The organism is Pseudomonas sp. ZS1P83, from assembly GCF_054897825.1.
The window spans coordinates 6054074-6079367 of sequence record NZ_CM142706.1; the positions used below are offsets into that span (position 1 = coordinate 6054074).

Below are 25294 nucleotides of genomic sequence, written 5' to 3' on the forward strand. Positions count from 1 at the left end.
GTTTAGTTGTTACTCGTCGAGGAAGGAGCGCAAATGCTCGCTTCTCGTCGGGTGGCGCAGTTTGCGCAACGCCTTGGCTTCGATCTGACGAATCCGTTCACGGGTCACGTCGAACTGCTTACCAACCTCCTCGAGGGTGTGGTCGGTATTCATGTCGATACCGAAGCGCATGCGCAGAACCTTGGCTTCACGGGCAGTGAGGCCGGACAGAACTTCGCGAGTCGCTTCTTTAAGGCTCTCAACGGTGGCGACATCGATTGGCGACTGCATGGTCGAGTCTTCGATGAAGTCACCCAGGTGGGAGTCTTCGTCATCACCGATCGGGGTTTCCATGGAGATCGGCTCTTTAGCGATCTTCAATACCTTGCGGATTTTGTCCTCAGGCATCTCCATGCGTTCGCCCAGCTCTTCCGGGGTCGGTTCGCGACCCATTTCCTGCAACATCTGGCGGGAAATGCGGTTGAGCTTGTTGATCGTCTCGATCATGTGCACCGGAATACGGATGGTGCGGGCCTGGTCGGCGATCGAGCGAGTGATCGCCTGACGGATCCACCAGGTTGCATAAGTCGAGAATTTGTAGCCACGGCGGTATTCGAACTTGTCTACCGCTTTCATCAAGCCGATGTTGCCTTCCTGGATCAGATCGAGGAATTGCAGCCCACGGTTGGTGTACTTCTTGGCGATGGAGATCACCAGACGCAAGTTCGCTTCTACCATCTCTTTCTTCGCGCGGCGGGCCTTGGCCTCACCGATCGACATGCGACGGTTGATGTCCTTGATCTCGGCGATCGTCAAACCGGTTTCGGTTTGCAGCGCGGTCAGCTTCTGCTGGCAACGAATGATGTCCGGTTGCAGGCGACCAATGGCTTCAGCGTATTTGCTTTTGCCTTTGGCCAGTGCGTCGGTCCAGCTTTCGTCGACTTCATTGCCCGGGAACTGGCGCAGGAAGTCGGCACGCGGCATACGAGCATCACGAACGCAAAGTTGCATGATCGCGCGCTCTTGCTGACGCAGACGATCCAGGGCACTGCGAACACGCTCGACCAGGCCTTCGAATTGCTTCGGAACCAGTTTGATCGGCATGAACAGCTCAGCCAGGAGCACTAGCTCGGCAATTGCCAGCTTGTTGCCACGACCGTGCTTTTTCAGCGCCTTGCGGGTGACTTCCATCTGATCGGAGACAGCACCAAAGCGCTGTGCAGCGATGACCGGATCCGGACCGCTTTCGGCTTCTTCTTCGTCATCAGTCGTCGCTTCGGCGTCATCGTCTTCGGTGTCGTCGTCCGCTTTCACGGCTTTCGGATCGACAGGCGGTGGCACTTCCGCTGCAGGCGGCGCAATGCCGTCGTCCGGGTCGATATAACCGCTCAGGACGTCGGACAGGCGGCCACCTTCGGTGGTGACGCGAGTGTACTCGGAGAGAATATGGTCAACCGTGCCAGGGAAGTGCGCGATTGCGCCCATCACTTCACGGATGCCCTCTTCAATACGTTTGGCGATTTCGATTTCGCCTTCACGTGTGAGGAGCTCTACCGTACCCATTTCACGCATGTACATGCGCACTGGGTCGGTGGTGCGACCAATGTCGGTCTCGACCGCTGCCAACGCTGCTGCTGCCTCTTCGGCCGCGGCTTCGTCGGTATCGGCGTCGGCCAGCATAAGGGAATCCTTATCTGGCGCAACCTCGAATACGTTGATCCCCATGTCATTGATCATGCGGATGATGTCTTCCACCTGTTCCGGATCTGAAATATCCTCCGGCAGGTGGTCGTTGACCTCCGCGTAAGTCAGGTAGCCCTGCTCACGACCAAGTGTGATCAACTCTTTGATACGAGACTGCTGTTGCGCTTTTCCGGACATAACACCCTATCCACTGAAGGTCTTGGCGGGCAAAAAACAAGCCGAGGATTATACCTGAGCTATGACCTCACGCGCCAGTTGAGGTCGGGTCTGATACAGCCATATTGCGTTTTAATAGGTCGCGCATCTGATTTGCGATCTGAATTGCTTCCTCCGCAGTCAATCCTGGCTGCCTTGCTTTTCTGATAAGTACTTCCAGGCTATCTGTGTGTTGACTTGCCGATAACCTATTAATGGTGTCTAAAAACTGTTGTTCAAGGTTGTCGCCTTCAATCAGCCACTCCTTTTCCGCTAAAGCCTTAAGCAGGCGCCCCTGTTCAGTCCCATGCCAGCGCGCCATTAGCTGGATAGAGTTTAGCTTAGGATTTTTCTGTACGGCCCCGATGAGGGCTACCAGCAGTTGCGCGTACGTGTTGCTCTCATTCGCGAAGTGATCGGCGGTTTCTACCTTGCCCGCCAGCTCCGGATGATGAATGAGGGTGCGCAGCGCTATTAGCGTTGGAGCTTCGACTGCAATCGGTGTGCGTGGGGCGCTGTGTTGGTCGCGATCACCGCCGCGTTTACCGTTCTTGTCCCACGGTTTCTTGTCCCACTTCTTGCCGCCCGCACCTGGTTTCTTCGGCATCCAGTCCTGCTGCGGCACGTACATCTCTTGTGCCTGCGGCTGATGGTAATCGCTGTAATCCGGCATGGCGTCGTAATTGATACCCGGATCGTAAGCCGGTGGCGCTTCCTGAGGCGCGCTGTGCACCAGTTGGCTCACGGCCTCACCGCTCAGGCCGGTAATTTCGGTCAGGCGCTGACGCATCAGGATTCGCAGGTTGGCGCCCGGGACTTTGTCGATCAGCGGCGCGGCGAGGGTGGCCATATGGGCCTTGCCTTCGAGCGAGCGAGGGTCCGATTCCTCGGTCAGCTGTTGAAAAAAATAATCTGCTAACGGTTGGGCGTGCTGGTTAATCCGTGCACGGAAGGCGTCAGTGCCTTCGGAGCGGACCAGCGTGTCCGGGTCTTCGCCTTCGGGCAGGAACAGAAAGCGTGCGCGCCGCCCATCCTGCAGGCTTGGCAGTGCCGCCTCCAATGCCCGCCAGGCGGCATTTCTGCCTGCCTGATCTCCGTCGAAACAGAACAGCACGTTGGGCACGACGCGAAACAGCCGCTTCAAGTGCTCTTCACTGGTGGCGGTGCCCAAGGTCGCGACAGCATTGCGCAGGCCTTGCTGTGCGAGGGCGATAACATCCATGTAGCCTTCAACGACGATGATTTCGTCGAGGTTGCGGTTGTTCTTGCGTGCTTCATAAAGGCCGTAGAGCTCCTGGCCTTTATGGAATACCGGGGTTTCCGGTGAGTTCAGGTATTTCGGCTTGTCGTCACCCAAAACCCGGCCGCCGAAAGCGATGATTCGTCCGCGGCTGTCACGGATCGGGAACATCACGCGATCGCGGAAGCGGTCATAGCGTTTGCCGGTTTCGGCGTTCTCGATCAGCAGGCCAGCATCGATCATGGCTTTCTGTTGCAGGGTATCGCTGCTCAAGTGCTTGAACAGGTTGTCCCAGCCGGGCGGGGCAAACCCGAGGCCGAAGTCTCGAGCGATTTCACCGGTCAGGCCGCGTCCTTTCAAATAATCCACAGCCGCTTTACGCGACGGATGGCTTTTCAGGGCCTGGCGGTAAAAGTCGGCGGCGGCGGTAAGCAGCGGGTACAGCGGCGAATCGGTAGGCTGCCGCGGTTTGTGCGGCCGTCCGCTTTCTTCGCGGGGGATTTCCATTCCGGCAGCTTTGGCCAGTTCTTCGACAGCCTGGACGAAATCCAGGTTGTCGTGGTCCATCATAAAACCGAGGGCGTTGCCGCCAGCGCCGCAGCCAAAGCAATAATAGAACTGCTTGTCGGGGCTGACGCTGAAGGAGGGGGTTTTCTCTTTGTGAAACGGGCAGCAGGCGGTGTAATTCTTGCCAGCCTTTTTCATCTGCAGGCGCGAGCTGACCACATCGACGATGTCGGTGCGGTTCAGAAGGTCGTCAATGAAGCTCTGGGGAATTAGCCCGGCCATGGCGTTCTCGTCATCTGCGCTGAAATGGACCCAAAACGATGAGCGGCCGAATGCGGGTCGTTGTTTGGGGCGCGCAAAATGTGCGGCTCGACCGGTGTCGTCTGCGTAATCGCTGTCGGGAAGTGTATCTGCCGAAAATCCACTGACGTTAGTACCAATCAGTATTCGACTATTTGAAAGTGTTGCGCTGAATCCGGCTGCGGCCTGTCGATGGCCTCGGATAGCTCATAAACTGGCACGCAAGAAGGTGCCTTGGGCTGATCGTCATGAGAGGAATCAGTGGGTGTGCTCGTCAGTAGCCTTGGAAGGCTCGTCAGAAAAGACGTGCACTGCTGGCAAAAGAGCCAGGTCTGACGCTGTGAGGCAGATTTGTCTCGGTCGCGTGTGCGGCTTTGACGGTGAAGCATCAAGCGTTGTCCGCAAATGCCATTAGCCCGGCTGAGGGCCGGGCTTGGCAGAAGCTTGCTACGAACGTCTGTGTATTAGTACAGACGAACGGCGCGGCGCTGTTCGCGCTGAACTTTCTTGGCGTGACGCTTAACAGCGGCTGCTGCTTTGCGCTTACGCTCAGAAGTAGGCTTCTCGTAGAATTCGCGGCTACGAACTTCAGCCAGTACACCGGCTTTTTCGCAGGAGCGCTTGAAACGACGCAGAGCTACGTCGAAGGGTTCGTTCTCTTTTACTTTGACGGCTGGCATCCAGAGCTACCTTCATTCATTACCGGGGTCAACATCCTCGTGGCAAAAGAGCACTTGAAGACGTCGGTTTTTAAGGGTTGCGGATGTTAACCCCTCATCGCTCGGAATGCAAAGCCTCTGATCGAAAACCGCTAGTCGGGGCATCCCATGGCGACTATTATGCGCGCCTTCGAATTCAGCCTAAACAAGGCGCAAACCCATGCTAGTACTGGGATTAGAAACCTCCTGCGACGAAACTGGTGTCGCATTATATGACAGTGAACGCGGCCTGCTGGCCGACGCGCTTTTCAGCCAGATCGACCTGCACCGCGCCTATGGCGGGGTAGTGCCGGAGCTGGCCTCGCGTGACCACGTCAAACGCATGCTGCCCTTGATTCGTCAGGTGTTGGCCGAAGCTGACTGTGTGCCGACCGAGATCGACGCCATCGCCTATACCGCGGGTCCTGGCCTGGTCGGTGCCTTGCTGGTGGGCGCCTCCTGCGCTCAGGCGCTGGCCTTCGCCTGGGGCATTCCGGCGCTGGGTGTGCACCACATGGAAGGTCACCTGCTGGCGCCCATGCTGGAGACGCAACCACCGGAATTTCCGTTCGTCGCTTTGTTGGTGTCGGGCGGTCATACGCAACTGGTTCAGGTCGACGGGATCGGTCAATACACGCTCTTGGGCGAGACCCTCGACGATGCCGCCGGTGAAGCTTTTGACAAGACCGCGAAGATGATGGGCCTCAATTATCCGGGTGGCCCGGAAATCGCGCGACTCGCAGAGCAAGGGGTTGCAGGGCGTTTCGTCTTTCCGCGTCCGATGTGCGACCGTCCAGGGCTGGCTTTCAGCTTCAGTGGCTTGAAAACCTTCGCCCTGAACACCTGGCAGCAAAGCGTCAGCGCCGGGGACGACAGCGAGCAAGCCCGTTGCGACATCTCGCTGGCGTTCCAGCAGGCCGTGGTGGAGACTTTGACCATCAAGTGCAAGCGTGCCCTGAAACAGGCGGGCATGAAGCGTCTGGTGATCGCTGGCGGCGTCAGTGCCAACAAGGCACTGCGCACTTCACTGGAGAAAATGCTCGGCGACATGAAGGGCGATGTGTTTTATGCCCGTCCAGAGTTCTGCACCGACAACGGCGCGATGATCGCATTTGCCGGCTGCCAGCGCTTGCAGGCCGGTCAGCACGAAAGCCTGGCAATCAGCGTGCAGGCGCGCTGGCCAATGGAGCAATTGTCGGCGCTGTGATGACGTGCGGGATGAGCGGCGCTCATGCCCGGTATTTAAAAATGCCGTTCGCGCCCGGCAAACAGGTCGCGTAGATTGCCACGATGGCGCCAGACGATCAGTCCCGTGAGTGCGCTCATGGGCAGCAGTGCCGCCGGTTCTTGCCAGGCAAGCAGCGGCAGGGTCAGCGGTGTGGCGATCAATGCGGCCAGTGAGCTGGTGCGAGTCAGGTAGAACGTCAGCAGCCAGGCGCAGACCGCCAGCAGTGCAGCAGGCGGATAGAGACCCAGCAACATTCCGGCAGCAGTGGCGACGCCCTTGCCACCGCGAAAACGAAAGTACAGCGGGAACAGGTGACCGATAACGGCGCAGACGCCGATCCAGGCCTGTTCTTGCAGCGAAAGGCCCGCGATGCCTGCGATCAGCACCGGCAGCAGGCCTTTGCAGAGGTCGCCGAGCAAGGTCAGGACGGCGAGTTTCTTGCCGGCCAGGCGCAACATGTTGGTGGCGCCGGCATTGCCCGAGCCACTCATTCGCGGATCGGGGTTACCGGTCAGGCGGCTGAGTAAAATGGCGAAGGACAGAGAGCCAAGCAGGTAGGCGAGGATCGCCAATAACCAAAACATGCTAACTATTCCGGGCGAGGACGCCCTGATTCTAACGGCGCAATGCGCCCTTGTCGTGCAGCGGAGAAAAGTGCTTGGACAGAGTGTTTATCGAGGGACTGGAAGTCGACACCGTGATTGGTGCCTACGACTGGGAACGAGGCATCCGACAGTGCTTGCGACTTGATCTGAGTTTCGCCTGGGACAATCGCCCTGCCGCCGCCGGTGATGACCTGACGCTGGCGCTCGATTACGCAAGCGTTTCGTCGCGCATCCAGGCTTTTTCCGAGCAGGCGCAGTTCCAGCTGGTGGAGACCTTCGCCGAACGTCTGGCTGAAGTGCTGATGAGCGAATTCAAGATCACCTGGATGCGCCTCAAACTGACCAAGCCAGGTGCGATCCCGGCTGCCACGGGTGGTGTGGGCGTGGAGATCGAGCGCGGATGTCGCTGACTCAGGTGTATCTCGGGCTCGGGAGCAATATCGAGCGTGAATCCCATTTGCAGGCTGGCCTGGAAGCCTTGGCAGGTTTCATGGTGGATATACGCTGCTCGGCGGTGTTCGAAAGCCAGCCGGTGGGGATCAAGAGCGGGCCGTTCTTTAATTTTGTGGTGTCGGCTTTTACCGATTTACCGCTGATGGAGTTGGATCGCCGGTTGAAATTCATCGAGGCGGACAACGGCCGTTATGCACCGGACCGCAAGGGTTTACCGCTGGATATCGACGTGCTGCTGTTCGGCGATCTGGTGGGTAACTTTGATGGCTTGATCCTGCCGCGGGCAGAAATTCTGAAAAATGCCTTCGTGCTGTGGCCGTTATCGCTGATTGCACCGGACCGCTTGCATCCGGGGGTAGGCAAGAGCTTCGCGACGTTGTGGCGCGAGGCGCAGATTGATCAGGTGTTGGTGCCGGTGGCTTTTGAGTGGCGCGGTGAACAGCTGACGCCTTCGGATTTGCTGTGACCCTGCTGACGCCTTCGCGGGCAAGTCGGATCGCCGCACCGCTCGCTCCTACAGGACAATGCGGACCAAGGAGCGAGGCTTGCCCGCGATGCTTTCAGGCAGACGCCGCGTCTTTGTAAGTCTTCAACGTCTTGAGCCGTTCACGCTTGATCGCCTCACCCAGCTCCGGCCCTTTGAATCCTTTCTCCAGCAACGGCTGAACCGCCACGGTCCGAGCGGCATTCGCCGCCCCGCGCAAATAATCCGCCTGTGGATAACTTCGCTGTTCCAGCCCTTTGCGTCCACGCGCGTCCATCTCGCACGCCGCGATAAAATCCTCGAACCGCTGCGGTCGACGGTAAACGTCAAAACGTTGCAGCAACTCCAGCAAGGTCGACGGCTTCAGCTCCAGGGCGCGATGGCCGTGGGTGTGATATTCGCCGACCAGCAGAGCCAGTTCCTGACAGTCCCTCGGCGCCTTGAAGCGTTCGTTGACCGCCTTGATCAGTTTCAGGCCCTTATGCTCGTGGGCTATGTGTCGGGGCCATTCCTCCTCGGGCGTCAGTCCCTTGCCCAGGTCATGCAGCAGGCAGGCCCAGCGCACGATGAGTGGTTGTTTGTGCAGTGCCGCTTGCTCCAGCACGCTCAGGGTGTGCACGCCCGTGTCAATTTCCGGGTGATGGACTTCCGGTTGCGGTACGCCGAACAGCGCGTCGAGTTCCGGCATCAGCACCTTGAGCGCACCGCACTCGCGAAGCACCTCAACGAACACCTGGGGTTGGTCTTCCATCAGGGCGCGAGAGATTTCTTTCCAGCTTCGTTCCGCGGTCAAGGCTTCGAGTTCACCTGATTCGCTAAGTTGACGCATCAGTTCCAGTGTCTCAGGTGCGACGGTGAAACCGAGCCCCGCATAACGAGCAGCGAAGCGGGCAACGCGCAGAACCCTGAGAGGATCTTCGGCGAATGCGGGGGAAACGTGGCGCAGTAGGTGATTCTTGAGATCCCGTTGGCCATGGTAAGGATCGGTCAGGTTCTGCTGATCGTCTTCTGCCATGGCATTGATTGTCAGGTCACGACGGAGCAGGTCTTCTTCGAGGGTGACTTCGGGGCTGGCGTGAAAGGTAAAGCCGCCATAACCGCGTCCGCTTTTGCGTTCGGTCCGGGCGAGGGCGTATTCCTCACCGCTTTTGGGGTGAAGAAAAACCGGGAAGTCCGCACCCACCGGGCGAAAGCCCTTGGCGAGCATTTCTTCAGTGGTGGCGCCAACCACGACCCAGTCGATGTCGGTGACAGGCTTGCCCAGCAGACGATCGCGTACCGCACCGCCGACTTTATAAATCTGCATAAAAAACCTCCGTTAGCTCGACAGAATAACCTTTGCGTCGAACTTCCGGAGGCCGAAACAGCATCAAAGATGAATGACGGCCAAGTCCAGTCGGCCGTAATCCCCTTCGCTGTGTTCACTTCTGGGCGGAACATGCTGGGTTTTCATTACCTGATCCCCTTGCAGGGTTTCCAGGTGAATGTCGAAGCCCCAGAGGCGATGCAGGTGTTTGAGCACTTCCTCGGTGGACTCGCCCAGCGGTTTGCGGTCATGTTGCTGGTGACGCAGGGTGAGAGAGCGGTCGCCGCGCCGGTCGATGCTGTAGATCTGCACGTTGGGTTCACGATTGCCGAGGTTGTACTGCGCCGCCAGGGTTTCACGGATGATCCGGTAGCCGGGTTCATCGTGAATGGCGGGGACCAGCAAATCGTCCTTCTGGTCGTCATCGAGAATGCTGAACAATTTCAAGTCGCGGATCACCTGGGGTGACAAATACTGCAGGATGAAGCTTTCATCCTTGAAGCTGCTCATGGCGAACTTGATGCTCGACAGCCAGTCAGTGCCGGCAATCTCAGGGAACCAACGGTAGTCCTCTTCGGTAGGCTTTTCACACATGCGTCGGATGTCCCGATACATGGCAAAACCCAGGGTGTAGGGGTTGATGCCGTTGTAGTAGGGGCTGTCGAAGCCAGGTTGATAGACCACGCTGGTGTGCGACGTCAGAAACTCCATCATGAAGCCGTCGGTTACCAGGCCTTCGTCGTATAAGTCGTTCATCAGGGTGTAGTGCCAGAACGTGGCCCACCCTTCGTTCATCACCTGCGTCTGACGCTGTGGATAAAAATACTGGGCGATCTTGCGCACGATCCGCACAATTTCCCGCTGCCATGGCTCCAGCAGCGGTGCGTGTTTTTCGATGAAGTAAAGGATATTTTCCTGAGGTTCGGCAGGGAAGCGCGCGTTGTCCTTGTCGCTGTACTTGTCGGCACCTTTTGGAATGGTCCGCCACAGATCGTTGATCTGTTTCTGCAAATGCTCTTCCCGATCCTTTTGCCGACGGCGTTCTTCTTCGGCGGAAATCGGATACGGGCGTTTGTAGCGATCGACCCCGTAGTTCATCAGGGCGTGGCAGGAGTCCAGCAGGTCCTCGACCGCGTCGATGCCGTGGCGCTCTTCGCACTGCATGATGTACTGCTTGGCGAAGACCAGGTAATCAATGATCGAACTGGCATCGGTCCAGGTGCGGAACAGGTAATTGCCCTTGAAGAAGCTGTTGTGGCCGTAGCAGGCGTGAGCAACCACCAGGGCCTGCATGCAGATAGTGTTTTCTTCCATCAAATAGGCGATGCATGGGTCGGAGTTGATCACAATCTCGTAGGCCAGCCCCATCTGCCCGCGGCTGTACGACTTCTCGGTGCTGAGGAAGTGTTTGCCGTAGGACCAATGGTGATAACCCAGCGGCATGCCGACGGAGGCATAAGCGTCCATCATCTGCTCGGCAGTGATCACTTCGATCTGGTTGGGGTAGGTATCCAGGGCATAACGAGCCGCTAGGCGACTGATTTCTTTGTCGTAGGCCTGGATCAGCTCGAACGTCCATTCGGAGCCGGTGGAAATGGGTTGGCGCTTCTGCTCTTTGGCGGTCATGTCACTAACCTGCGCTGGAAGAGTTCACGGAAGACCGGATAGATATCCCCGGCCGAGACCAGTTGTTGCTGGGCAAAAGTGTCAGAGAAGGCTTCTGCGATGCGTTCGTACTCGAACCATAGGGCTTGGTGTTCGCGCGGGGTGATCTCAACGTAAGTGTAGTACTGCACGAACGGCATGATCTGGTTGATCAGAATGTCGCGGCAGATCGGCGAGTCGTCGTTCCAGTTATCGCCGTCGGAGGCCTGGGCGGCATAGATGTTCCACTCGGTGTTCGGATAGCGTTCGGCCATGATCTCCTGCATCAGTTTCAAGGCGCTGGAAACGATGGTGCCGCCGGTTTCGCGGGAGTAGAAAAACTCCTCTTCGTCCACTTCCCGGGCACTGGTGTGGTGGCGGATGAATACGACGTCGATCTTGTCGTAGTTACGCTTGAGAAACAGGTACAACAGGATAAAGAAGCGCTTGGCGATATCCTTGGTCGCCTGGGTCATGGAACCGGACACGTCCATCAGGCAGAACATGACTGCCTTCGAACTGGGGTTGGGTTGCTTGATGAGCAGGTTGTACTTGAGGTCGAAGGTATCGAGGAACGGTACGCGATGTATGCGTGCACTGAGTTTTTCGATTTCTGCTTCGATTTCTTGAATATCGCCGAAGTTATCAGGCTCATCCCGCTTGAGTCGCAGCAGTTCATCCTTGGCTTCGCGTAATTTTGCCCGGCTGCTGCCAGACAGGGCGATTCGTCGTGCATGAGCCGAGCGCAAGGTGCGGATGATGTTGATCCGTGACGGATTGCCCTCGTTACTGATCCCGGCGCGAACGGTCTTGAAAGTGTCGGTGCCGGTCAGGTTGCGCTTGACCAGGTTGGGTAGCTCAAGGTCCTCGAACATGAATTCGAGGAATTCCTCCTGGGTGATCTGGAAGACGAATTCGTCCATCCCTTCGCCCGAGTTGCCGGCCTTGCCGGGGCCTCTGCCACCGCCACCTCCGGGCGGGCGGGCGATGTGCTCGCCGCTGGTGAATTCCTTGTTGCCCGGGTGCACGACGGTCTGCTTGCCACCGCGACCGTGGTGAAGCACCGGCTCGTCAATGTCGCGGCCGGGGATGCTGATCTGTTCGCCGTGTTCCATATCGGTAATGGAGCGCCGGCTGACCGCCTCTTCGACAGCCTTTTTGATGTGATCACGGTAACGCCGCAGAAACCGCTGACGGTTCACCGTGCTCTTGTTCTTGCCATTGAGACGTCGGTCGATCACATAGCTCATGACTGCTCCTTAGAAGCTGTCCTGAAAGGGGCGAGCGGTTATGCAGCATCGACCGTGCCAAGGGATGTTCACGCTGCCCCAAGCGCTTTTGGACGCTGACTGAACCTCGCTACCGACTTTCGAACACCTTCCAGAGGTCTATGTAACAGAAAATGCGCACACAGGCCTCTGACTGACGACAACCGGTCTGACCGGCAGCGGGTTATTGTGATTTTCTGACCCGCAGGTACCACTCGGACAGCAGTCGTACCTGTTTGTCGGTGTAGCCCCGCTCGACCATCCGTGTGACGAAGTCGTTGTGCTTCTGCTGGTCCTCTTTGCTGGCCTTGGCATTGAAGCTGATGACTGGCAGGAGGTCCTCGGTGTTGGAGAACATTTTCTTCTCGATGACCACCCGCAGTTTTTCGTAGCTGAGCCAGGTCGGGTTCTTGCCGTTGTTATTGGCCCGGGCGCGCAGTACGAAGTTGACGATTTCGTTGCGGAAATCCTTCGGATTGCTGATGCCGGCCGGTTTTTCGATTTTCTCCAGTTCTTCGTTCAGCGCTACGCGGTTGAGGATTTCGCCGGTTTCCGGGTCGCGGTATTCCTGGTCCTGGATCCAGAAGTCGGCGTACAGCACATAGCGATCGAAGATATTCTGGCCATATTCGCTATAAGACTCGAGATAGGCAGTCTGGATCTCCTTGCCGATGAATTCGATATAACGCGGTGCCAGGTACTCTTTGAGGAAGCGCAGATAGCGTTCGCGGGTTTCGGCCTGGAATTGTTCCTGCTCGATCTGTTGTTCCAGCACGTAAAGCAAATGCACCGGGTTGGCGGCGATTTCGTGCGGATCGAAGTTGAACACTTTCGACAGAATCTTGAACGCGAAACGGGTCGACAGGCCGTTCATGCCTTCGTCGACACCGGCGTTGTCGCGGTATTCCTGGATCGACTTGGCCTTCGGATCGGTGTCCTTCAGGTTTTCGCCGTCATACACACGCATCTTGGAGTAGATGTTGGAGTTTTCCGGCTCTTTGAGGCGCGAGAGTACGGTGAACTGGGCGAGCATTTTCAGGGTGTCAGGTGCGCAGTGAGCCTTGGCAAGGGAGCTGTTGAACAGGAGCTTGTCGTAGATCTTCACTTCGTCACTGACCCGTAGGCAGTAAGGCACTTTGACGATGTAGATCCGGTCGATGAAGGCTTCGTTGTTCTTGTTGTTGCGGAAGGTGTGCCATTCCGATTCGTTGGAGTGGGCCAGCAGGATCCCGGTAAACGGAATCGCCCCCAGACCTTCGGTACTGTTGTAGTTGCCTTCCTGGGTGGCGGTCAGCAGTGGGTGCAGCACCTTGATCGGTGCCTTGAACATTTCGACGAACTCCATCAGGCCCTGGTTAGCCCGGCACAGTGCGCCCGAGTAGCTGTAGGCATCGGCGTCGTTCTGCGGGAATTCTTCGAGTTTGCGAATATCGACCTTGCCCACCAGTGCCGAGATGTCCTGGTTGTTTTCGTCTCCAGGCTCGGTTTTGGCCACGGCGATCTGGTTGAGGATCGACGGATAGAGCTTCACCACGCGGAACTGGCTGATGTCGCCGCCGAATTCGGCCAGGCGCTTGGTAGCCCATGGCGACATGATGGTGTTGAGGTAACGCCGTGGAATGCCGAAGTCTTCCTCGAGGATCGCGCCATCTTCGGTGGCGTTGAATAGACCCAGGGGCGATTCGAATACCGGCGAGCCCTTGATTGCGTAAAAGGGCACTTTCTCGATCAGCTGTTTCAGCTTCTCGGCCAGGGACGATTTACCGCCACCCACAGGGCCGAGCAAATAGAGAATCTGTTTCTTCTCTTCCAGGCCCTGAGCGGCATGGCGGAAATACGACACGATCTGGTCAATGCATTCTTCCATCCCATGGAAGTCTTCAAAGGCCGGATAGCGACGGATCACCTTGTTGGAAAAGATTCGCGACAGTCTCGAGTTGGCCGAGGTGTCGAGAAGCTCCGGTTCACCGATGGCCAATAACAGACGCTCGGCGGCGGAGGCGTAGGCGCTGCGGTCACTTTTGCACAGCTCAAGATACTCTTGCAGCGAGAGTTCTTCCTGGCGTGTGGACTCGAAGCGTTGTTGGAAGTGGCTAAAGATACTCATGACGTCACCTCGCTCGATACGTGGAGCCGACGCCGGATCACTCAGTCGATGCTGGCAGCGACGGAATATGCAGTCGCTGTTTACCCCCCAGAACTCTTTCGGAGCTGACTACCCCGAAAGCTACTCCCGATGACCCGCGCGCCGGTGTACCGGCTCTCCCCTGTTTTGGATGGCCTGCGCTTAAGGATAGTTGGGAATTCGGCAGATAAAGGCGAGATACGTAATTAGTTGTGGCAGACCGTTTGTCTGCCACCGCGCGAGCCCGCGGGGGCCGGGGCTTGCGCGTTACAAAAAAATTATTCGGAAGTGCCTTGCGCCGTTTCCGAAGGATAAGTCGTACGCCACAACTCAAAACCGCCATCCATGCTGTAGACGTCGGAGAAGCCTTGGCTGATAAGGTAGGCCGCTGCGCTCTGGCTGGAATTGCCGTGATAGCAGACCACTACCGTCGGTGCATCAAGGTCCGCGGCACGGATGAAATCCGAGATGGAAACGTTGTCCAGATGCTTCGAGCCGGCGATGTGCAGCGCGGCATACGTTTGAGGATCGCGAACATCGACTACCACCGCGCCTTGTTCGCGCAGGGCTTGGGCCTGTTCCGGGGGGATACGTTTGAATTCGCTCATGGCGGGCTCCTGTGGCTCGGCTGAAAGCGCAGTCTAGCGCGGGGCGCTGGCTGACGATGGTTCGGGACTAAGTGGGGCGACTGGCGGCAGGGCAAGGCCGTGCTCGTCACATTTACAGGACAGGCGCTTACCGCTGTCGACATTCATCAGGGTCAGGGTGCCACCCCAGACACAGCCGGTATCGAGGGCCGAGACGCCCGGTTCGTTGCACCGGCCTTCCAGCGCGGCCCAGTGGCCGAAGATGATCTTCAGACCCTTGGTCTTGCGTTCCTTGTGCTGGAACCAGGGTTTGTAACCCGGTGGCGCATTGTCGAGACCTTCCTTGCTTTTGAGGTCAAGCTTACCCTCGGCGGTACAAAACCGCATGCGGGTGAAGTAGTTGGTGATCGCCCGCAGGCGTGTCACGCCTTTGAGATCGTTGTCCCATTTCGCCGGATCGTTGCCGTACATGCCATCGAGGTAGGCCGGGAACAGGTTGTCGTCGCGCAGTGCCGTCTCGACTTCGACGGCACATTTCAAGGCTTTGCGCAGCGACCACTGGGGCGGTATGCCGGCATGGACCAGAGCAACTTCGCGCTGTTCGTCGTAGTGCATGAGCTTTTGCTGACGCAGCCACTCCAGCAGTTGCGCGCAATCGGGCGCTCCGAGAATCTCGAGCAGGGTGTCGGTCTTCTTCAGGCGTTCGATGTTTTTCCCGGCGGCCAGCAAGTGCAGGTCATGGTTGCCGAGCACGCACACCAACGATTCGCGGATGCTATAGAGGAAACGCAAGGTTTCCAGAGACTGCGGGCCACGGTTGACCAGGTCACCTACCAGCCACAGACGATCCCGTGTCGGGTCGAAGGCGACTTGCTTGAGCAGGCATTGCAGTGCTTGAAGGCAGCCTTGCAGATCGCCGACGGCGTACGTTGCCATCAGTGCAGGGCTCCGGGCACCGCCAGACGGAATGGAGCAATGATGGCGTCGAAGTGTTTGCCGTCGTCGGCGACCATCTGATAGGTGCCTTGCATGGTGCCAACCTTGGTGGTCATGACCGTGCCGCTGCTGTATGTGTGGTTTTCACCTGCCTGGATCAGCGGCTGCAAACCCACAACGCCGGCACCGCGAACTTCCTCGACATGCCCGTCACCGTCGGTGATCACCCAGTGCCGCGACAACAGTTTGGCCGGTAGCTCGCCATTGTTGTGCACGGTGATGGTGTAGGCGAAGGCAAAGCGGTTTTGCTCGGGTTGCGATTGTTCTGCCAGATAGCGAGTGACGACGCTGACGTTGACCTGATAACGAGGATCGGACATGCAAGAGGCCTTAAAATCGAAGCGGGACGCGGGGCGTAGCTGATTGAGGTCAGTCTAGGCCAAGTATCGGGTAGTAAACCAGACATGGGCGCTGGTGTCCTACCCGATAACGCTTCAGGCCTGTCAGATATCAGCAGGCTTTTGTAGGATTTGTTCGCTGAGCTTGTCGGCCAGACGCACGAAAGCGGCCAGATCAAGTTGCTCGGGGCGCAGACTGCCATCGACGCCGGCGGCTTCGATTTCAGCGTTGCTCAGCAGCAGTTTGAGGGTATTGCGCAGGGTCTTGCGGCGCTGGTTAAAGGCTTCGCGCACGACGCGTTCGAGCAGCTTGTGATCCTTGGCCGGGTGCGGCAATACCGCGTGGGGCACCAGGCGCACGATGGCCGAATCGACTTTCGGTGGCGGATTGAACGCGCCTGGGCCAACGTTGAACAAATGTTCAACCCGGCAGTGATACTGAACCATGATCGACAAGCGACCCCAGTCACCACCACCAGGACCTGCCGCCAGGCGTTCGACCACTTCCTTTTGCAGCATGAAGTGCATGTCGCGAATCAGGCTGGCGTTATGCAACAGGTGAAAAATCAGCGGCGTAGAGATGTTGTACGGCAGGTTGCCGACCACCCGCAGGCTGTTCGGCGCGGCGTTCAGGCTGGTGAAGTCGAACTTCAGTGCGTCGCCCTGATGCAGGTTGAAATTGCTCTTGCCAGCGAACTGCTGGTTAAGGATCGGGATCAGATCCTTGTCCAGTTCCACCACGTCCAGCTGGGCACCGCTGTTTAGCAGGCCTTGGGTCAGCGCACCCTGGCCAGGGCCGATTTCCAGCAGACGGTCTTCGGGCTTGGCGTGGATGGCGCGCAGGATGCGGTCGATAACGCCGGCATCGTGCAGGAAGTTCTGGCCAAAGCGTTTGCGCGCCTTGTGTTGGTAATGCTCGGTCATAAACGGGTCTCGGCCATCTGGTAGGCGGTTTCCAGGGCGACTTGCAGGCTGCCGGTATCGATTTTGCCGCTACCGGCGAGGTCCAGGGCGGTGCCGTGGTCGACCGATGTGCGGATGATCGGCAAGCCGAGGGTCACGTTGACTGCCGCGCCGAAGCCTTTGTACTTCAGCACCGGCAGGCCCTGGTCGTGGTACATCGCCAGCACCGCATCGCAGTGCTCCAGATATTTGGGGGTAAACAGAGTGTCGGCGGGCAGGGGGCCACGAAGGTCCATTCCTTCGCCGCGCAGGCGCTCTAATGTAGGTTCAATAATGTCGATTTCTTCATGGCCCAGGTGTCCGCCTTCGCCGGCATGAGGGTTGAGCCCACACACGAGAATGCGTGGCTGGGCAATGCCGAATTTTTCTTGTAGATCAGCGTGCAGAATTCGCGTGACCCGTTCCAGTCGCTCCGGCGTGATCGCATCGGCAATCTCGCGAAGAGGCAGGTGAGTGGTGACCAGCGCCACGCGCAATCCGCGAGTGGCGAGCATCATCACCACTTGTGCGGTATGGGTCAGGTCGGCGAGAAATTCTGTGTGCCCGGAAAAGGCGATCCCGGAATCATTGATCACACCCTTGTGCACAGGGGCCGTGATCATGCCGGCAAAATGCCCGTCCAGGCAGCCTTGGCCAGCTCGGGTCAGGGTTTCAAGGACGAAAGCCGCGTTGGCCTTGTCCAGTTGCCCGGCAGTGACCTTGGCGTTGAGCGGTGTATCCCAGACATACAGGCTGTTGGCTGGCGCGGGTACATCCGGCCAGCTGTCCGGGGTTACCGGCAGCAAATCGACAACCACGCCCAGCTGCGCGGCCCGCTCAAGGAGCAGGTCGCGGCTGGTAATGGCAATCAGGGGGTGTGGCTGGGCTTGCGAGGCGAGCAGCAGGCACAGGTCAGGACCTATGCCGGCCGGTTCGCCGGGTGTCAGCGCGAAACGCTTGGGTTTCACTGCGCTGCCTGGTTTGCACCAGGGAGTTTGATCTCTACGTACGCTTCGTCACGGATCTGACGCAGCCAGGTTTGCAGCTCTTCGTCGTATTTGCGGTTACGCAGTACGGTCATCGCTTGCTGCTCACGGGCCTGAGTGGTGCTGTCGGTGGCGCGACGGCCAAGGACTTCCAGGACGTGCCAGCCGTATTGGGTCTGGAACGGCTTGGACAGCTGACCTTGCGGGGTCTTGGCCATCACTTCGCGGAATTCAGGCACCAATGCATTCGGGTCGATCCAGTTCAGGTCGCCGCCGTTGAGGGCGGAACCCGGATCTTCCGAAAAGCTTTTCGCCAGTTCGCCGAAATCTTCGCCCGCTTCGATACGGGTATAGAGCGACTCAGCCAAAGCCTTGGTTTTAGCTTCGTCGCGGATCGGGCTCGGTTTGACCAGGATGTGACGCACGTGCACTTCGTCACGCGTTTGGGTCTCGCCGCCACGCTTTTCCAGGATCTTCAAGATGATGAAGCCGCCCGGCGTACGCATCGGTTGAGTGATGTCGCCGACAGTCATGGTGCTCAGCATGCGATCGAACGGAGGTGGCAGTTGACCGGCTTTACGCCAGCCCATGTCGCCACCTTCCAGTGCGGTTTCGCTGGCGGATTTGGCAATTGCCAACTGACCGAAGTCAGCGCCTTGCTTGAGCTGCTGGTAAACCGCGTCGGCTTGTTTGGCGGCATTCTGAATGGCGTCGGAGTTGGCGCTTTCCGGCGTAGGAATCAGGATGTTGGCCAGGCGGAACTCTTCGGACAGCTGCATTTTGCCCAGGTCTGATGCGAGGAAGTTCTTCACTTCCTGTTCGGACACCTGAATACGCTCGGCCACACGACGCTGACGCACACGGCTGATGACCATCTCGCGACGAATCTGGTCGCGGGCGTCTTCATAAGACAGACCATCGCGAGTCAGGGCGGCTCGGAATTGATCCACGGACATGTTGTTGCGCTGGGCAATGGTGCCGACAGCCTGGTTCAGTTCTTCATCGGTAATGCGGATACCGGAACGTTCGCCGATCTGCAGTTGCAGGTTTTCGACGATCAGGCGCTCAAGCACCTGTTGGTCCAGCACGCCGGCTGGCGGCACGGCTGAACCGCGCTTGGCGATGGTTTGCTGAACTTCATGGACGCGTTGGTCCAGTTGGCTCTGCATGACCACGTCGTTGTCGACAATGGCCACCACTTTATCGATGGACTGCACCGCGGCGTTCGCCGCGGTACCCAGGAACAGCGCGCCCAGCATCAGCGGGCGCAGACAATCAGAAAGCTTGGTCTTCACGTTCACGATAACCTTGGATGCCTTTGTCGAGGAAACTCTCTACTTTGGCGCCGGTGAGGCCGCCGAGTCCCTTCAGAACAATTTGTAGGAAGATGCCGTGGTCGCCTTTTTCGTTTTCCGGGGCGTTCTGACTGAACTCGTCATACGAAACCCAGTAACGGTTGATCAGGCGCAGTTTCCAGCAGCAGTTGTCGTACTCGAAACCACCGAAAGCTTCCAGGGTACGGTTACGGTTGTAGTCATACTGCCAGCGGCTGATGGCGTTCCATTGCGGCACGATCGGCCAGATCACCGAGAAATCGTGCTGCTTGATCTTGTAGTAGTCCTTCACGTAGCCAGGTTGGCCAGGGGTGCCGTAGTCACCACCGCCCACTTGCCACTTACCGGTGTTCTGGTCGTAACGGACCTGGTCATTGCGATAGCGATAGCCGGCGTTGATGACCTTGTTCGGGTTGTCTTCAGGCTGGTAGTGGAACATCGCGCTGCCCGAGCGAGGGCTGCGGCTGTCCGGGTCCCAGTTGTAATCGGCCGTGGTGCGCCAATCGCGGTTCCAGCGATATTCGTATTCCAGTGCATAGGGCGAGACATGAGCCTGCGCATCGTCACGGGTTTTTGCATCGATGCCCGGCAACTGAACTTCACGATCCTTGAAGTACACGGCCTGGCCGACGCTGATGCGTTGACGTTCGAAGCCATTGTCTTCGATCCAGCGGTTGGTGACGCCCAGAGACAGCTTGTTCTCGTCGCCGACACGGTCGGAGCCGGAGAAGCGGTTGTCACGGAACAGCGACGCGTAGTTGAAGGTGTATTCGCTAGTGTCGAATACCGGAATGTCTTCCTGATCCGTTTCAGGCACGTACAGGTAGAACAGGCGCGGTTCGAGGGTCTGGCGATAATTCTTGCCGAACCATTGGGTGTTGCGATCGAAGTACAGACCGCTGTCGATGCTGGCGATTGGAACGCCACGGCTCTGGTTACTGCTGAAGGTGCCGTTGAGCTTTTGCTGTTCCGCAGTTTGCGCGGCAATCTGACTTTTACCGGTACCGTCCAGATCCAGCTGGTACTGGGTGTACTGATACTTGAGCGATGGCTTCACGAAGCCATAAGTCCAGTCCAGCGGCAGACTGACACCCGGTTTGAGATTCAAACGGTCGCCGTTGGCCCGTGCCAGTCCTGTAACGTTGTTATCAAGACGCGGCTCGACGGTGTCGTCTTCGTTTACAAAGTTACCGTTCTTCAAATTACGGTCGAATCGTACGACTTCTGTCTCGTAGTCGAAGTTCAGGCCGCCAGGGTGAGTCGGCAACTGACCATTGAAGGTGATCTGCGGCAAGCGGTCATACGGCGTAATGTTCGAAACGGTCGCGAGCTGGTAAGCCTGGGCGTTCACGCGGGCGGTGTAGCTGTCGCCACGATAGGTGACAGAACCCTGCTGGTTCACATAATCGGAGCTTTTAACCCCGATCTGGTCGGTTTGCAGATCCTGGAAGTAATACGGATCGCTGATCTTGGTGTAATCGACCTGAGTCAGAACCCGCGAGTCGAGACCACCCTTGTGCTGCCAGTTGTACATGTAGCGATTTTTTTGATAATCGGTCTGACCACTGCGATCGGTGTCTTCGTCGTTGAGGTACGCGGCACCGAACTGACCTTCGCTGGACGGGGTCAGGTAACGGAATTCGCCTTCCATCAACAGGCCGTGCTTGCTCATGTAGCGCGGGTACAACGTGGCATCGTAGTTCGGTGCCAGGTTGAAGTAATACGGTGTGACCAGCAGGAAGCCGGTATCGCTGCCGGTGCCGATAGTCGGCGGCAGGAAACCGGACTGGCGACGGTCATCGATCGGGAAGTAGATGTACGGCGTGTACAGAACCGGAATGTCCTTGACCCGCAGCGTCACGTTGGTCGCGGTACCGAAGCCGGTGGCCGGGTTCAAGGTGATGTTGTTGCCCTTGAGCTGCCAGGCGTTGCTGTTCGGTTCGCACGTGGTGTACGTACCATCCTTGAGGCGGATGATCGCGTTCTCGGCACGCTTGGCGTACAGCGCGTTGCCGCGGATACGGGATTTGTGCATGACGTATTCGGCGTTGTCGACCTTGGCTTCGCCGGTGTCGAGCTGCACGTCGGCGTGGTCGCCCACGATCAGTGCGCCGTTGTCGCGAACACGGACGTTGCCGCTCAGTTCGCCACGGCTCTCGGCCTGGTAGAGGTTCGCCTCGTCGGCTTCGACCTGCATGCTGCCCTGGCGCATGACCACGTCACCGGCCAGGGTCGCGACCTGCTCATCCTGCTTATAGCGAGAGGCTTTGGCGCCGAGAAAGGTTGGAGCGTCACTTTTATTCGTCTTGTCATTCATGCCAGGACGAATCGGTTCGATATAGGAACCAGAGCAGTAAGGACCGGTCTCGGCCAATTGCGCTGCAGTGAGCTTCTCGCGCGGAACCCAATCGAGGTGGCTGTAGTCTTCGCTACGCGACTTCAAGCCGCGGCCCTTGGACTCGGTCACCAGCACAGGCTTGGCGCCGGTGTCTTGACTGGAACCGCTGTCGGCCGGAGTCTCGCCGCTCGCGCTTACCGCCGCACTGCCGTCATGGACGGGACGCGGTGGCAGCGCAGCTGCTGGAGATTTTGGCGCACAGTTCCAGGCACCCGAAGCAGAGACTGAGCAGTCATACTGTTCCGCGGCGACCACGAACGAAGTGGCTAGAGGTTGCAGGGCCAGCAGACTGCCGGTAACCAACAACGGAAATTTTTTACGAAACGCGGGGGATTTCAATGCCATCTTATTAGTCCGGGCTTCCTGCGTGCCATCTGCCCGCGGTGTGGGCCGCACGCCTCTCGATGGTCTGAAAAAGATGCTGGATAATAAAGCATGCCCCGCTTGACGGCTAGCGCCGTCGGAGACCCTTGCAATGCCTGACCAAGATGTACGTTTGCAACACCTGAAAGTTTGGCTCGATGAACAATTGGCTACCCTCTTTGCAGAGCAGGGTTGGGGCGTCGTACCCCCGGCCACGTTGACCGCGGCCAGTAGCGATGCGAGTTTTCGACGTTATTTCCGCTGGGAAGGCGAGGGCAGAAGCTTCGTCGTGATGGACGCGCCACCCCCCCAGGAAAACTGCAAACCCTTCGTGGATATCGCTTTTTTGCTGGCGAAATCCGGAATAAATGTTCCGGAAATTTATGCCGAAGACCTCGAACGTGGTTTTCTTTTGCTCAATGACCTGGGCAACAAGACTTACCTGGACGTAATCGACAGCGCAAATGCCGACGATTTGTTCAAGGATGCCCTGCAAGCACTGCTGGCTTTTCAGCAGTTGCCGATGGTTGCACCGCTGCCCAGTTATGACGTGGCATTGCTGCGCCGCGAGCTGGAGTTGTTCCCGGAGTGGTACGTGAAGCGCGAGTTGGGTATCGAGTTCGACTCGGCGCAGCAATTGCTCTGGCAGAACGTGACTGATCTGTTGATCGACAGCGCACTGGCCCAGCCCAAAGTGCTGGTGCACCGCGACTACATGCCGCGCAACCTGATGCTCAGCGAACCGAATCCCGGTGTGCTGGATTTCCAGGATGCAGTCTATGGCCCGGTGACCTACGACGTGACCTGCCTGTTCAAGGATGCGTTCCTCAGCTGGCCTGAAGAGCGCGTGCACGGCTGGCTGGAAGCATACTGGCAGCAAGCGGGTGCGCTTGGCATTCCGGTTCAGTCTGACTTCGAAGATTTCCTGCGTGCCAGCGACCTGATGGGCGTGCAGCGTCACCTGAAAGTGATCGGCATCTTCGCCCGCATCTGCCACCGCGACGGCAAGCCGCGCTATCTCGGCGATGTGCCGCGCTTCTTTGCTTATATAGACGCAGTGATCGCACGCCGACCTGAACTGGCTGAACTGGATGTGTTGCTGCTGAGTCTGCGTGCTGGAGCGAATGCATGAAGGCGATGATTCTGGCGGCAGGCAAAGGCGAGCGCATGCGCCCGCTGACCCTGACCACACCGAAACCGCTGGTTCGCGCTGGCGGTATTCCGTTGATCGAGTATCACTTGAAAGCCCTGGCGGTGGCGGGGTTTACCGAGGTGGTGATCAACCACGCCTGGCTCGGCCAACTGATCGAAAACTACCTCGGTGATGGCTCTCAATATGGCGTACGTATTCAGTACTCGCCGGAAGGTGAGCCACTGGAAACCGGAGGCGGGATTTTCCGCGCGTTGCCGTTGTTGGGAGACAAGGCCTTTGTGGTGGTCAACGGTGACATCTGGACCGACTACGACTTCAGCGTATTGCACCAACCCATCAGCGGGCTGGCGCATTTGGTGCTGGCGGACAACCCGGCTCATCACCCGGCCGGGGATTTCAGCCTGATCGACGGACAAGTACACGACGGTCTGCCGGACACCGCAACCCTGACCTACAGCGGCATCGCGGTGCTGCACCCGCAGCTGTTCGACGGATGCTCCACTGGGGCGTTCAAACTCGCCCCACTGCTGCGCAAGGCCATGGTCGATGGACGCGTAACCGGGGAACGCTTGAACGGACATTGGGTGGATGTCGGCACTCACGAGCGTCTGGCTGAAGTCGAAACTCTGTTAGAAGCGAGACGCTGACATGCTGTGGCCAGGGACTCTGATTGGAGCCGGAGTGGGCTTTGTCATAGCCAGCATTCCGGGGGCCATGCTTGGCGCCTTATTGGGGCAGGCGCTGGATCGGCGCTTGCACTTGCAGAGCTGGGCGCACTTGCGAGAAAAGCTTGGTGGTCGCTCGCTGCTGCGCAACGACGAACTGCTGTTTGTGTTGTTGGGACGACTGGCCAAGAGCGATGGACGGGTGGTGGAGGGCCACATCCTGCAGGCCCGTCAGGAAATGCGTTCGCTGGAAATGAACGAGTCGGCCCAGCGCCGGGCAATTGCCGCGTTCAATCGCGGCAAGTCGGGAGATGACCGGTTGCGCGGTTACCTGCGGCGCTTGAGTGCTCAACCTCATGCGGCCGAAGGCGTCTTGCGCGCGTGTTGGCGGATGATCTGGGCGGATGGCCGTGCCGGTAGCGCTGAACGAGCGCTGATTGCGCAGTGGGGCAAATGGCTGGGCTGGACACGGCCACAGGTGCAGGCGCTGGCGGCCGATTATGAACAGCACAAGCTTGCGCCGGTCAGCAGCGCTGTTACCTACCAAGATGCCTTGCGGCTTTTGGGCGTGTCGGCGACCAGCGAGCCGGCGCAGATCAAGCACGCTTATCGACGCCTGTTGAGTCGCCATCACCCGGACAAGATTGCCGGCAGCGGTGCGACGGCGTTGCAGGTTCGCGAAGCCACCGACAAGACTCGCGAACTGCATAGCGCCTACACATTGATTCGTGAACGGCGGGATTTTCGCTAGCAGGGCAGGGGTGTAATCCCTGTCAGGCAGCGAGGGTCAATCGGCTAGCGGATTCAACCATCCACGCACGCGGCGGAACAACTGCTCTTGCTCTGCCTTGGTATTCCCGGGCAAAGCCTTGAGCGCTACCTGGCTGAATGCCGAAGCTTTCAAACGTTTGCTGGCTTGCATACGTTCTAGCGCCGCGTTGCGGTCCAGCGGCTTATCCATATAGAAGATGTCTGCGGTGGGCAGCTTCAGGGTCGGTGTAAGCTCGGCCAGCTCTGGTTTGGCTTTCACCGGCATCTGAGCGGCGACCATCACAAACTTCTCCACTTGCGAGGGCTGCTTCTCGCTCAGATAACGCGCCGCCCAGTAAGCGCCGGTGCCATGGCCCAATACGACAATGCGGCGAGCGCTTTGCTGTTCGGCATAGGCAATGGCGGCGTCGATGCGGGCGAAAATTCGTTCGGCGTCGGCTTTGGCCTGTTCCTCGGTGGTTTCGGCGATCGCCTTGTCTGCCACCTCCGCTTCACCGCCCGCCGCTTGTTCGATAGGCGCTGCGGTGGTCGAGTCTTTGCTGCTGGTGTCAGGGGCTTTTGGCGTGGGCGCCACTTCTACAATCCGTGGCGCGATGGCATCGCTTTGCACGTCCGGCAAGGTGATACTCAGGCTGCTCCAATCGGCGTCCGGCAATTTACGTCGCAATGGGCCTATTGCTTGCGGCCAGTCAACGCTTTCACCAGCGCCCGGGATGATAATCACCGCGCCTTTGGGCTCGGCGGTATTGGCCGGTTTCCACAAGGCAAGAAACGTGTCGCTGCCCGCTTGCAGTTGCTGCTGTTCCTGAGCAGGGATCATGCGCTCAAGTGCAGTCGCTTCTTCCTGACTACGCTCCAGCAGCGGCTGGCGCTCGACCGGTTTTGCTTCGGCGGGTGTTTGCGTCGCGGCAGGTGCCGGGTCGGCGGCCTCGACGGAAAAGGCGCAAGGCAGGATCAGCGACAGGCACAATGCTGGCAATGCCAGGCGGTAAACAGGGGGCATCGGATATTCCAGGCCAGAAGTT

At 58.4% G+C, this 25294-nt stretch carries 22 protein-coding genes; 6 read left to right on the forward strand and 16 right to left on the reverse strand.

Features of this window, described 5'->3' with window-relative positions; all coding sequences use genetic code 11:
• Positions 1-9: 9 nt before the first annotated feature.
• The 3 genes from rpoD to rpsU form a co-directional block, all read right to left on the reverse strand.
• A complete protein-coding gene (rpoD, locus tag ACYZT0_RS28380; RefSeq protein ID WP_282381437.1) occupies positions 10-1860 on the reverse strand; it encodes an RNA polymerase sigma factor RpoD in 1851 nt (616 codons plus the stop codon).
• Between the two features lie 67 nt (positions 1861-1927).
• Positions 1928-3907: a DNA primase gene (dnaG, locus tag ACYZT0_RS28385; protein WP_462043972.1), complete on the reverse strand. Its 1980-nt coding sequence runs from the start codon at positions 3905-3907 to the stop codon at positions 1928-1930.
• 482 nt (positions 3908-4389) lie between these two features.
• Positions 4390-4605, reverse strand: coding sequence for a 30S ribosomal protein S21 (gene rpsU / locus ACYZT0_RS28390; protein ID WP_002551877.1), 216 nt, complete (start codon positions 4603-4605; stop codon positions 4390-4392).
• A 199-nt stretch (positions 4606-4804) separates the two neighbouring features.
• On the opposite strand from rpsU, the gene tsaD reads away from it, so the two are divergent.
• Positions 4805-5830, forward strand: a complete 1026-nt coding sequence (gene tsaD, locus ACYZT0_RS28395) for a tRNA (adenosine(37)-N6)-threonylcarbamoyltransferase complex transferase subunit TsaD (protein WP_462043973.1) — start codon at positions 4805-4807, stop codon at positions 5828-5830.
• 35 nt (positions 5831-5865) lie between these two features.
• Here the strand turns inward: tsaD and plsY are convergent, their stop codons facing one another.
• Entirely contained in the window at positions 5866-6435 is a 570-nt protein-coding gene (gene plsY / locus ACYZT0_RS28400; protein WP_462043974.1) for a glycerol-3-phosphate 1-O-acyltransferase PlsY, read from the reverse strand.
• A gap of 74 nt (positions 6436-6509) precedes the next feature.
• On the opposite strand from plsY, the gene folB reads away from it, so the two are divergent.
• Together folB and folK are read left to right on the forward strand one after the other, a co-directional pair.
• Positions 6510-6866, forward strand: a complete 357-nt coding sequence (gene folB, locus ACYZT0_RS28405; RefSeq protein ID WP_282381450.1) for a dihydroneopterin aldolase — start codon at positions 6510-6512, stop codon at positions 6864-6866.
• Positions 6857-7375: a 2-amino-4-hydroxy-6-hydroxymethyldihydropteridine diphosphokinase gene (gene folK, locus ACYZT0_RS28410; protein ID WP_462043975.1), complete on the forward strand. Its 519-nt coding sequence runs from the start codon at positions 6857-6859 to the stop codon at positions 7373-7375. Before folB ends, folK begins: the two co-directional genes overlap by 10 nt.
• A 94-nt stretch (positions 7376-7469) precedes the next feature.
• Here the strand turns inward: folK and ACYZT0_RS28415 are convergent, their stop codons facing one another.
• The 11 genes from ACYZT0_RS28415 to ACYZT0_RS28465 all read right to left on the reverse strand — a co-directional run bounded on the left by ACYZT0_RS28415 (position 7470) and on the right by ACYZT0_RS28465 (position 21662).
• The gene (locus tag ACYZT0_RS28415) at positions 7470-8699 is read right to left on the reverse strand and encodes a multifunctional CCA addition/repair protein (protein ID WP_462043976.1); all 1230 of its coding nucleotides are present in this window, start codon (positions 8697-8699) and stop codon (positions 7470-7472) included.
• Positions 8700-8762: 63 nt separating this feature from the next.
• Complete coding sequence (locus ACYZT0_RS28420) at positions 8763-10325, reverse strand: SpoVR family protein (protein ID WP_462043977.1); 1563 nt, start codon at positions 10323-10325, stop codon at positions 8763-8765.
• Entirely contained in the window at positions 10322-11593 is a 1272-nt protein-coding gene (locus ACYZT0_RS28425) for a YeaH/YhbH family protein (protein ID WP_462043978.1), read from the reverse strand. The genes ACYZT0_RS28420 and ACYZT0_RS28425 overlap by 4 nt, the downstream gene beginning before the upstream one ends.
• A 202-nt stretch (positions 11594-11795) precedes the next feature.
• Positions 11796-13718, reverse strand: a complete 1923-nt coding sequence (locus ACYZT0_RS28430) for a PrkA family serine protein kinase (protein WP_033056218.1) — start codon at positions 13716-13718, stop codon at positions 11796-11798.
• A gap of 296 nt (positions 13719-14014) precedes the next feature.
• Complete coding sequence (glpE, locus tag ACYZT0_RS28435; RefSeq protein WP_149659573.1) at positions 14015-14344, reverse strand: thiosulfate sulfurtransferase GlpE; 330 nt, start codon at positions 14342-14344, stop codon at positions 14015-14017.
• 33 nt (positions 14345-14377) lie between these two features.
• Complete coding sequence (locus ACYZT0_RS28440; protein ID WP_462043979.1) at positions 14378-15259, reverse strand: symmetrical bis(5'-nucleosyl)-tetraphosphatase; 882 nt, start codon at positions 15257-15259, stop codon at positions 14378-14380.
• A complete protein-coding gene (gene apaG / locus ACYZT0_RS28445; RefSeq protein ID WP_462043980.1) occupies positions 15259-15639 on the reverse strand; it encodes a Co2+/Mg2+ efflux protein ApaG in 381 nt (126 codons plus the stop codon). The genes ACYZT0_RS28440 and apaG overlap by 1 nt, the downstream gene beginning before the upstream one ends.
• Before the next feature lie 123 nt (positions 15640-15762).
• Positions 15763-16581 (reverse strand): 16S rRNA (adenine(1518)-N(6)/adenine(1519)-N(6))-dimethyltransferase RsmA, encoded by an 819-nt coding sequence (gene rsmA, locus ACYZT0_RS28450; RefSeq protein ID WP_462043981.1) that lies wholly within the window; start codon positions 16579-16581, stop codon positions 15763-15765.
• A complete protein-coding gene (gene pdxA / locus ACYZT0_RS28455) occupies positions 16578-17567 on the reverse strand; it encodes a 4-hydroxythreonine-4-phosphate dehydrogenase PdxA (RefSeq protein ID WP_462043982.1) in 990 nt (329 codons plus the stop codon). Before pdxA ends, rsmA begins: the two co-directional genes overlap by 4 nt.
• Positions 17564-18880 carry a peptidylprolyl isomerase SurA gene (gene surA, locus ACYZT0_RS28460; protein ID WP_462043983.1) on the reverse strand — a complete coding sequence of 439 codons (1317 nt, stop codon included), beginning with the start codon at positions 18878-18880 and terminating at the stop codon, positions 17564-17566. The genes pdxA and surA overlap by 4 nt, the downstream gene beginning before the upstream one ends.
• Entirely contained in the window at positions 18861-21662 is a 2802-nt protein-coding gene (locus ACYZT0_RS28465) for an LPS-assembly protein LptD (RefSeq protein WP_462043984.1), read from the reverse strand. Before ACYZT0_RS28465 ends, surA begins: the two co-directional genes overlap by 20 nt.
• Positions 21663-21792: 130 nt before the next feature.
• Between ACYZT0_RS28465 and ACYZT0_RS28470 the strand changes: the two genes are divergently transcribed.
• Genes ACYZT0_RS28470 through ACYZT0_RS28480 form a run of 3 tightly spaced genes read left to right on the forward strand, consistent with a single transcriptional unit; the run spans position 21793 to position 24249 of the window.
• Positions 21793-22812, forward strand: a complete 1020-nt coding sequence (locus ACYZT0_RS28470) for an aminoglycoside phosphotransferase family protein (protein WP_462043985.1) — start codon at positions 21793-21795, stop codon at positions 22810-22812.
• Entirely contained in the window at positions 22809-23480 is a 672-nt protein-coding gene (gene murU, locus ACYZT0_RS28475; protein WP_462043986.1) for an N-acetylmuramate alpha-1-phosphate uridylyltransferase MurU, read from the forward strand. The genes ACYZT0_RS28470 and murU overlap by 4 nt, the downstream gene beginning before the upstream one ends.
• 1 nt (position 23481) lies before the next feature.
• Positions 23482-24249: a DnaJ domain-containing protein gene (locus ACYZT0_RS28480; RefSeq protein WP_462043987.1), complete on the forward strand. Its 768-nt coding sequence runs from the start codon at positions 23482-23484 to the stop codon at positions 24247-24249.
• 36 nt (positions 24250-24285) lie between these two features.
• Here ACYZT0_RS28480 and ACYZT0_RS28485 read toward each other — a convergent pair whose 3' ends face one another.
• Complete coding sequence (locus ACYZT0_RS28485; RefSeq protein ID WP_462043988.1) at positions 24286-25272, reverse strand: alpha/beta hydrolase family protein; 987 nt, start codon at positions 25270-25272, stop codon at positions 24286-24288.
• Between the last annotated feature and the right edge of the window lie 22 nt (positions 25273-25294).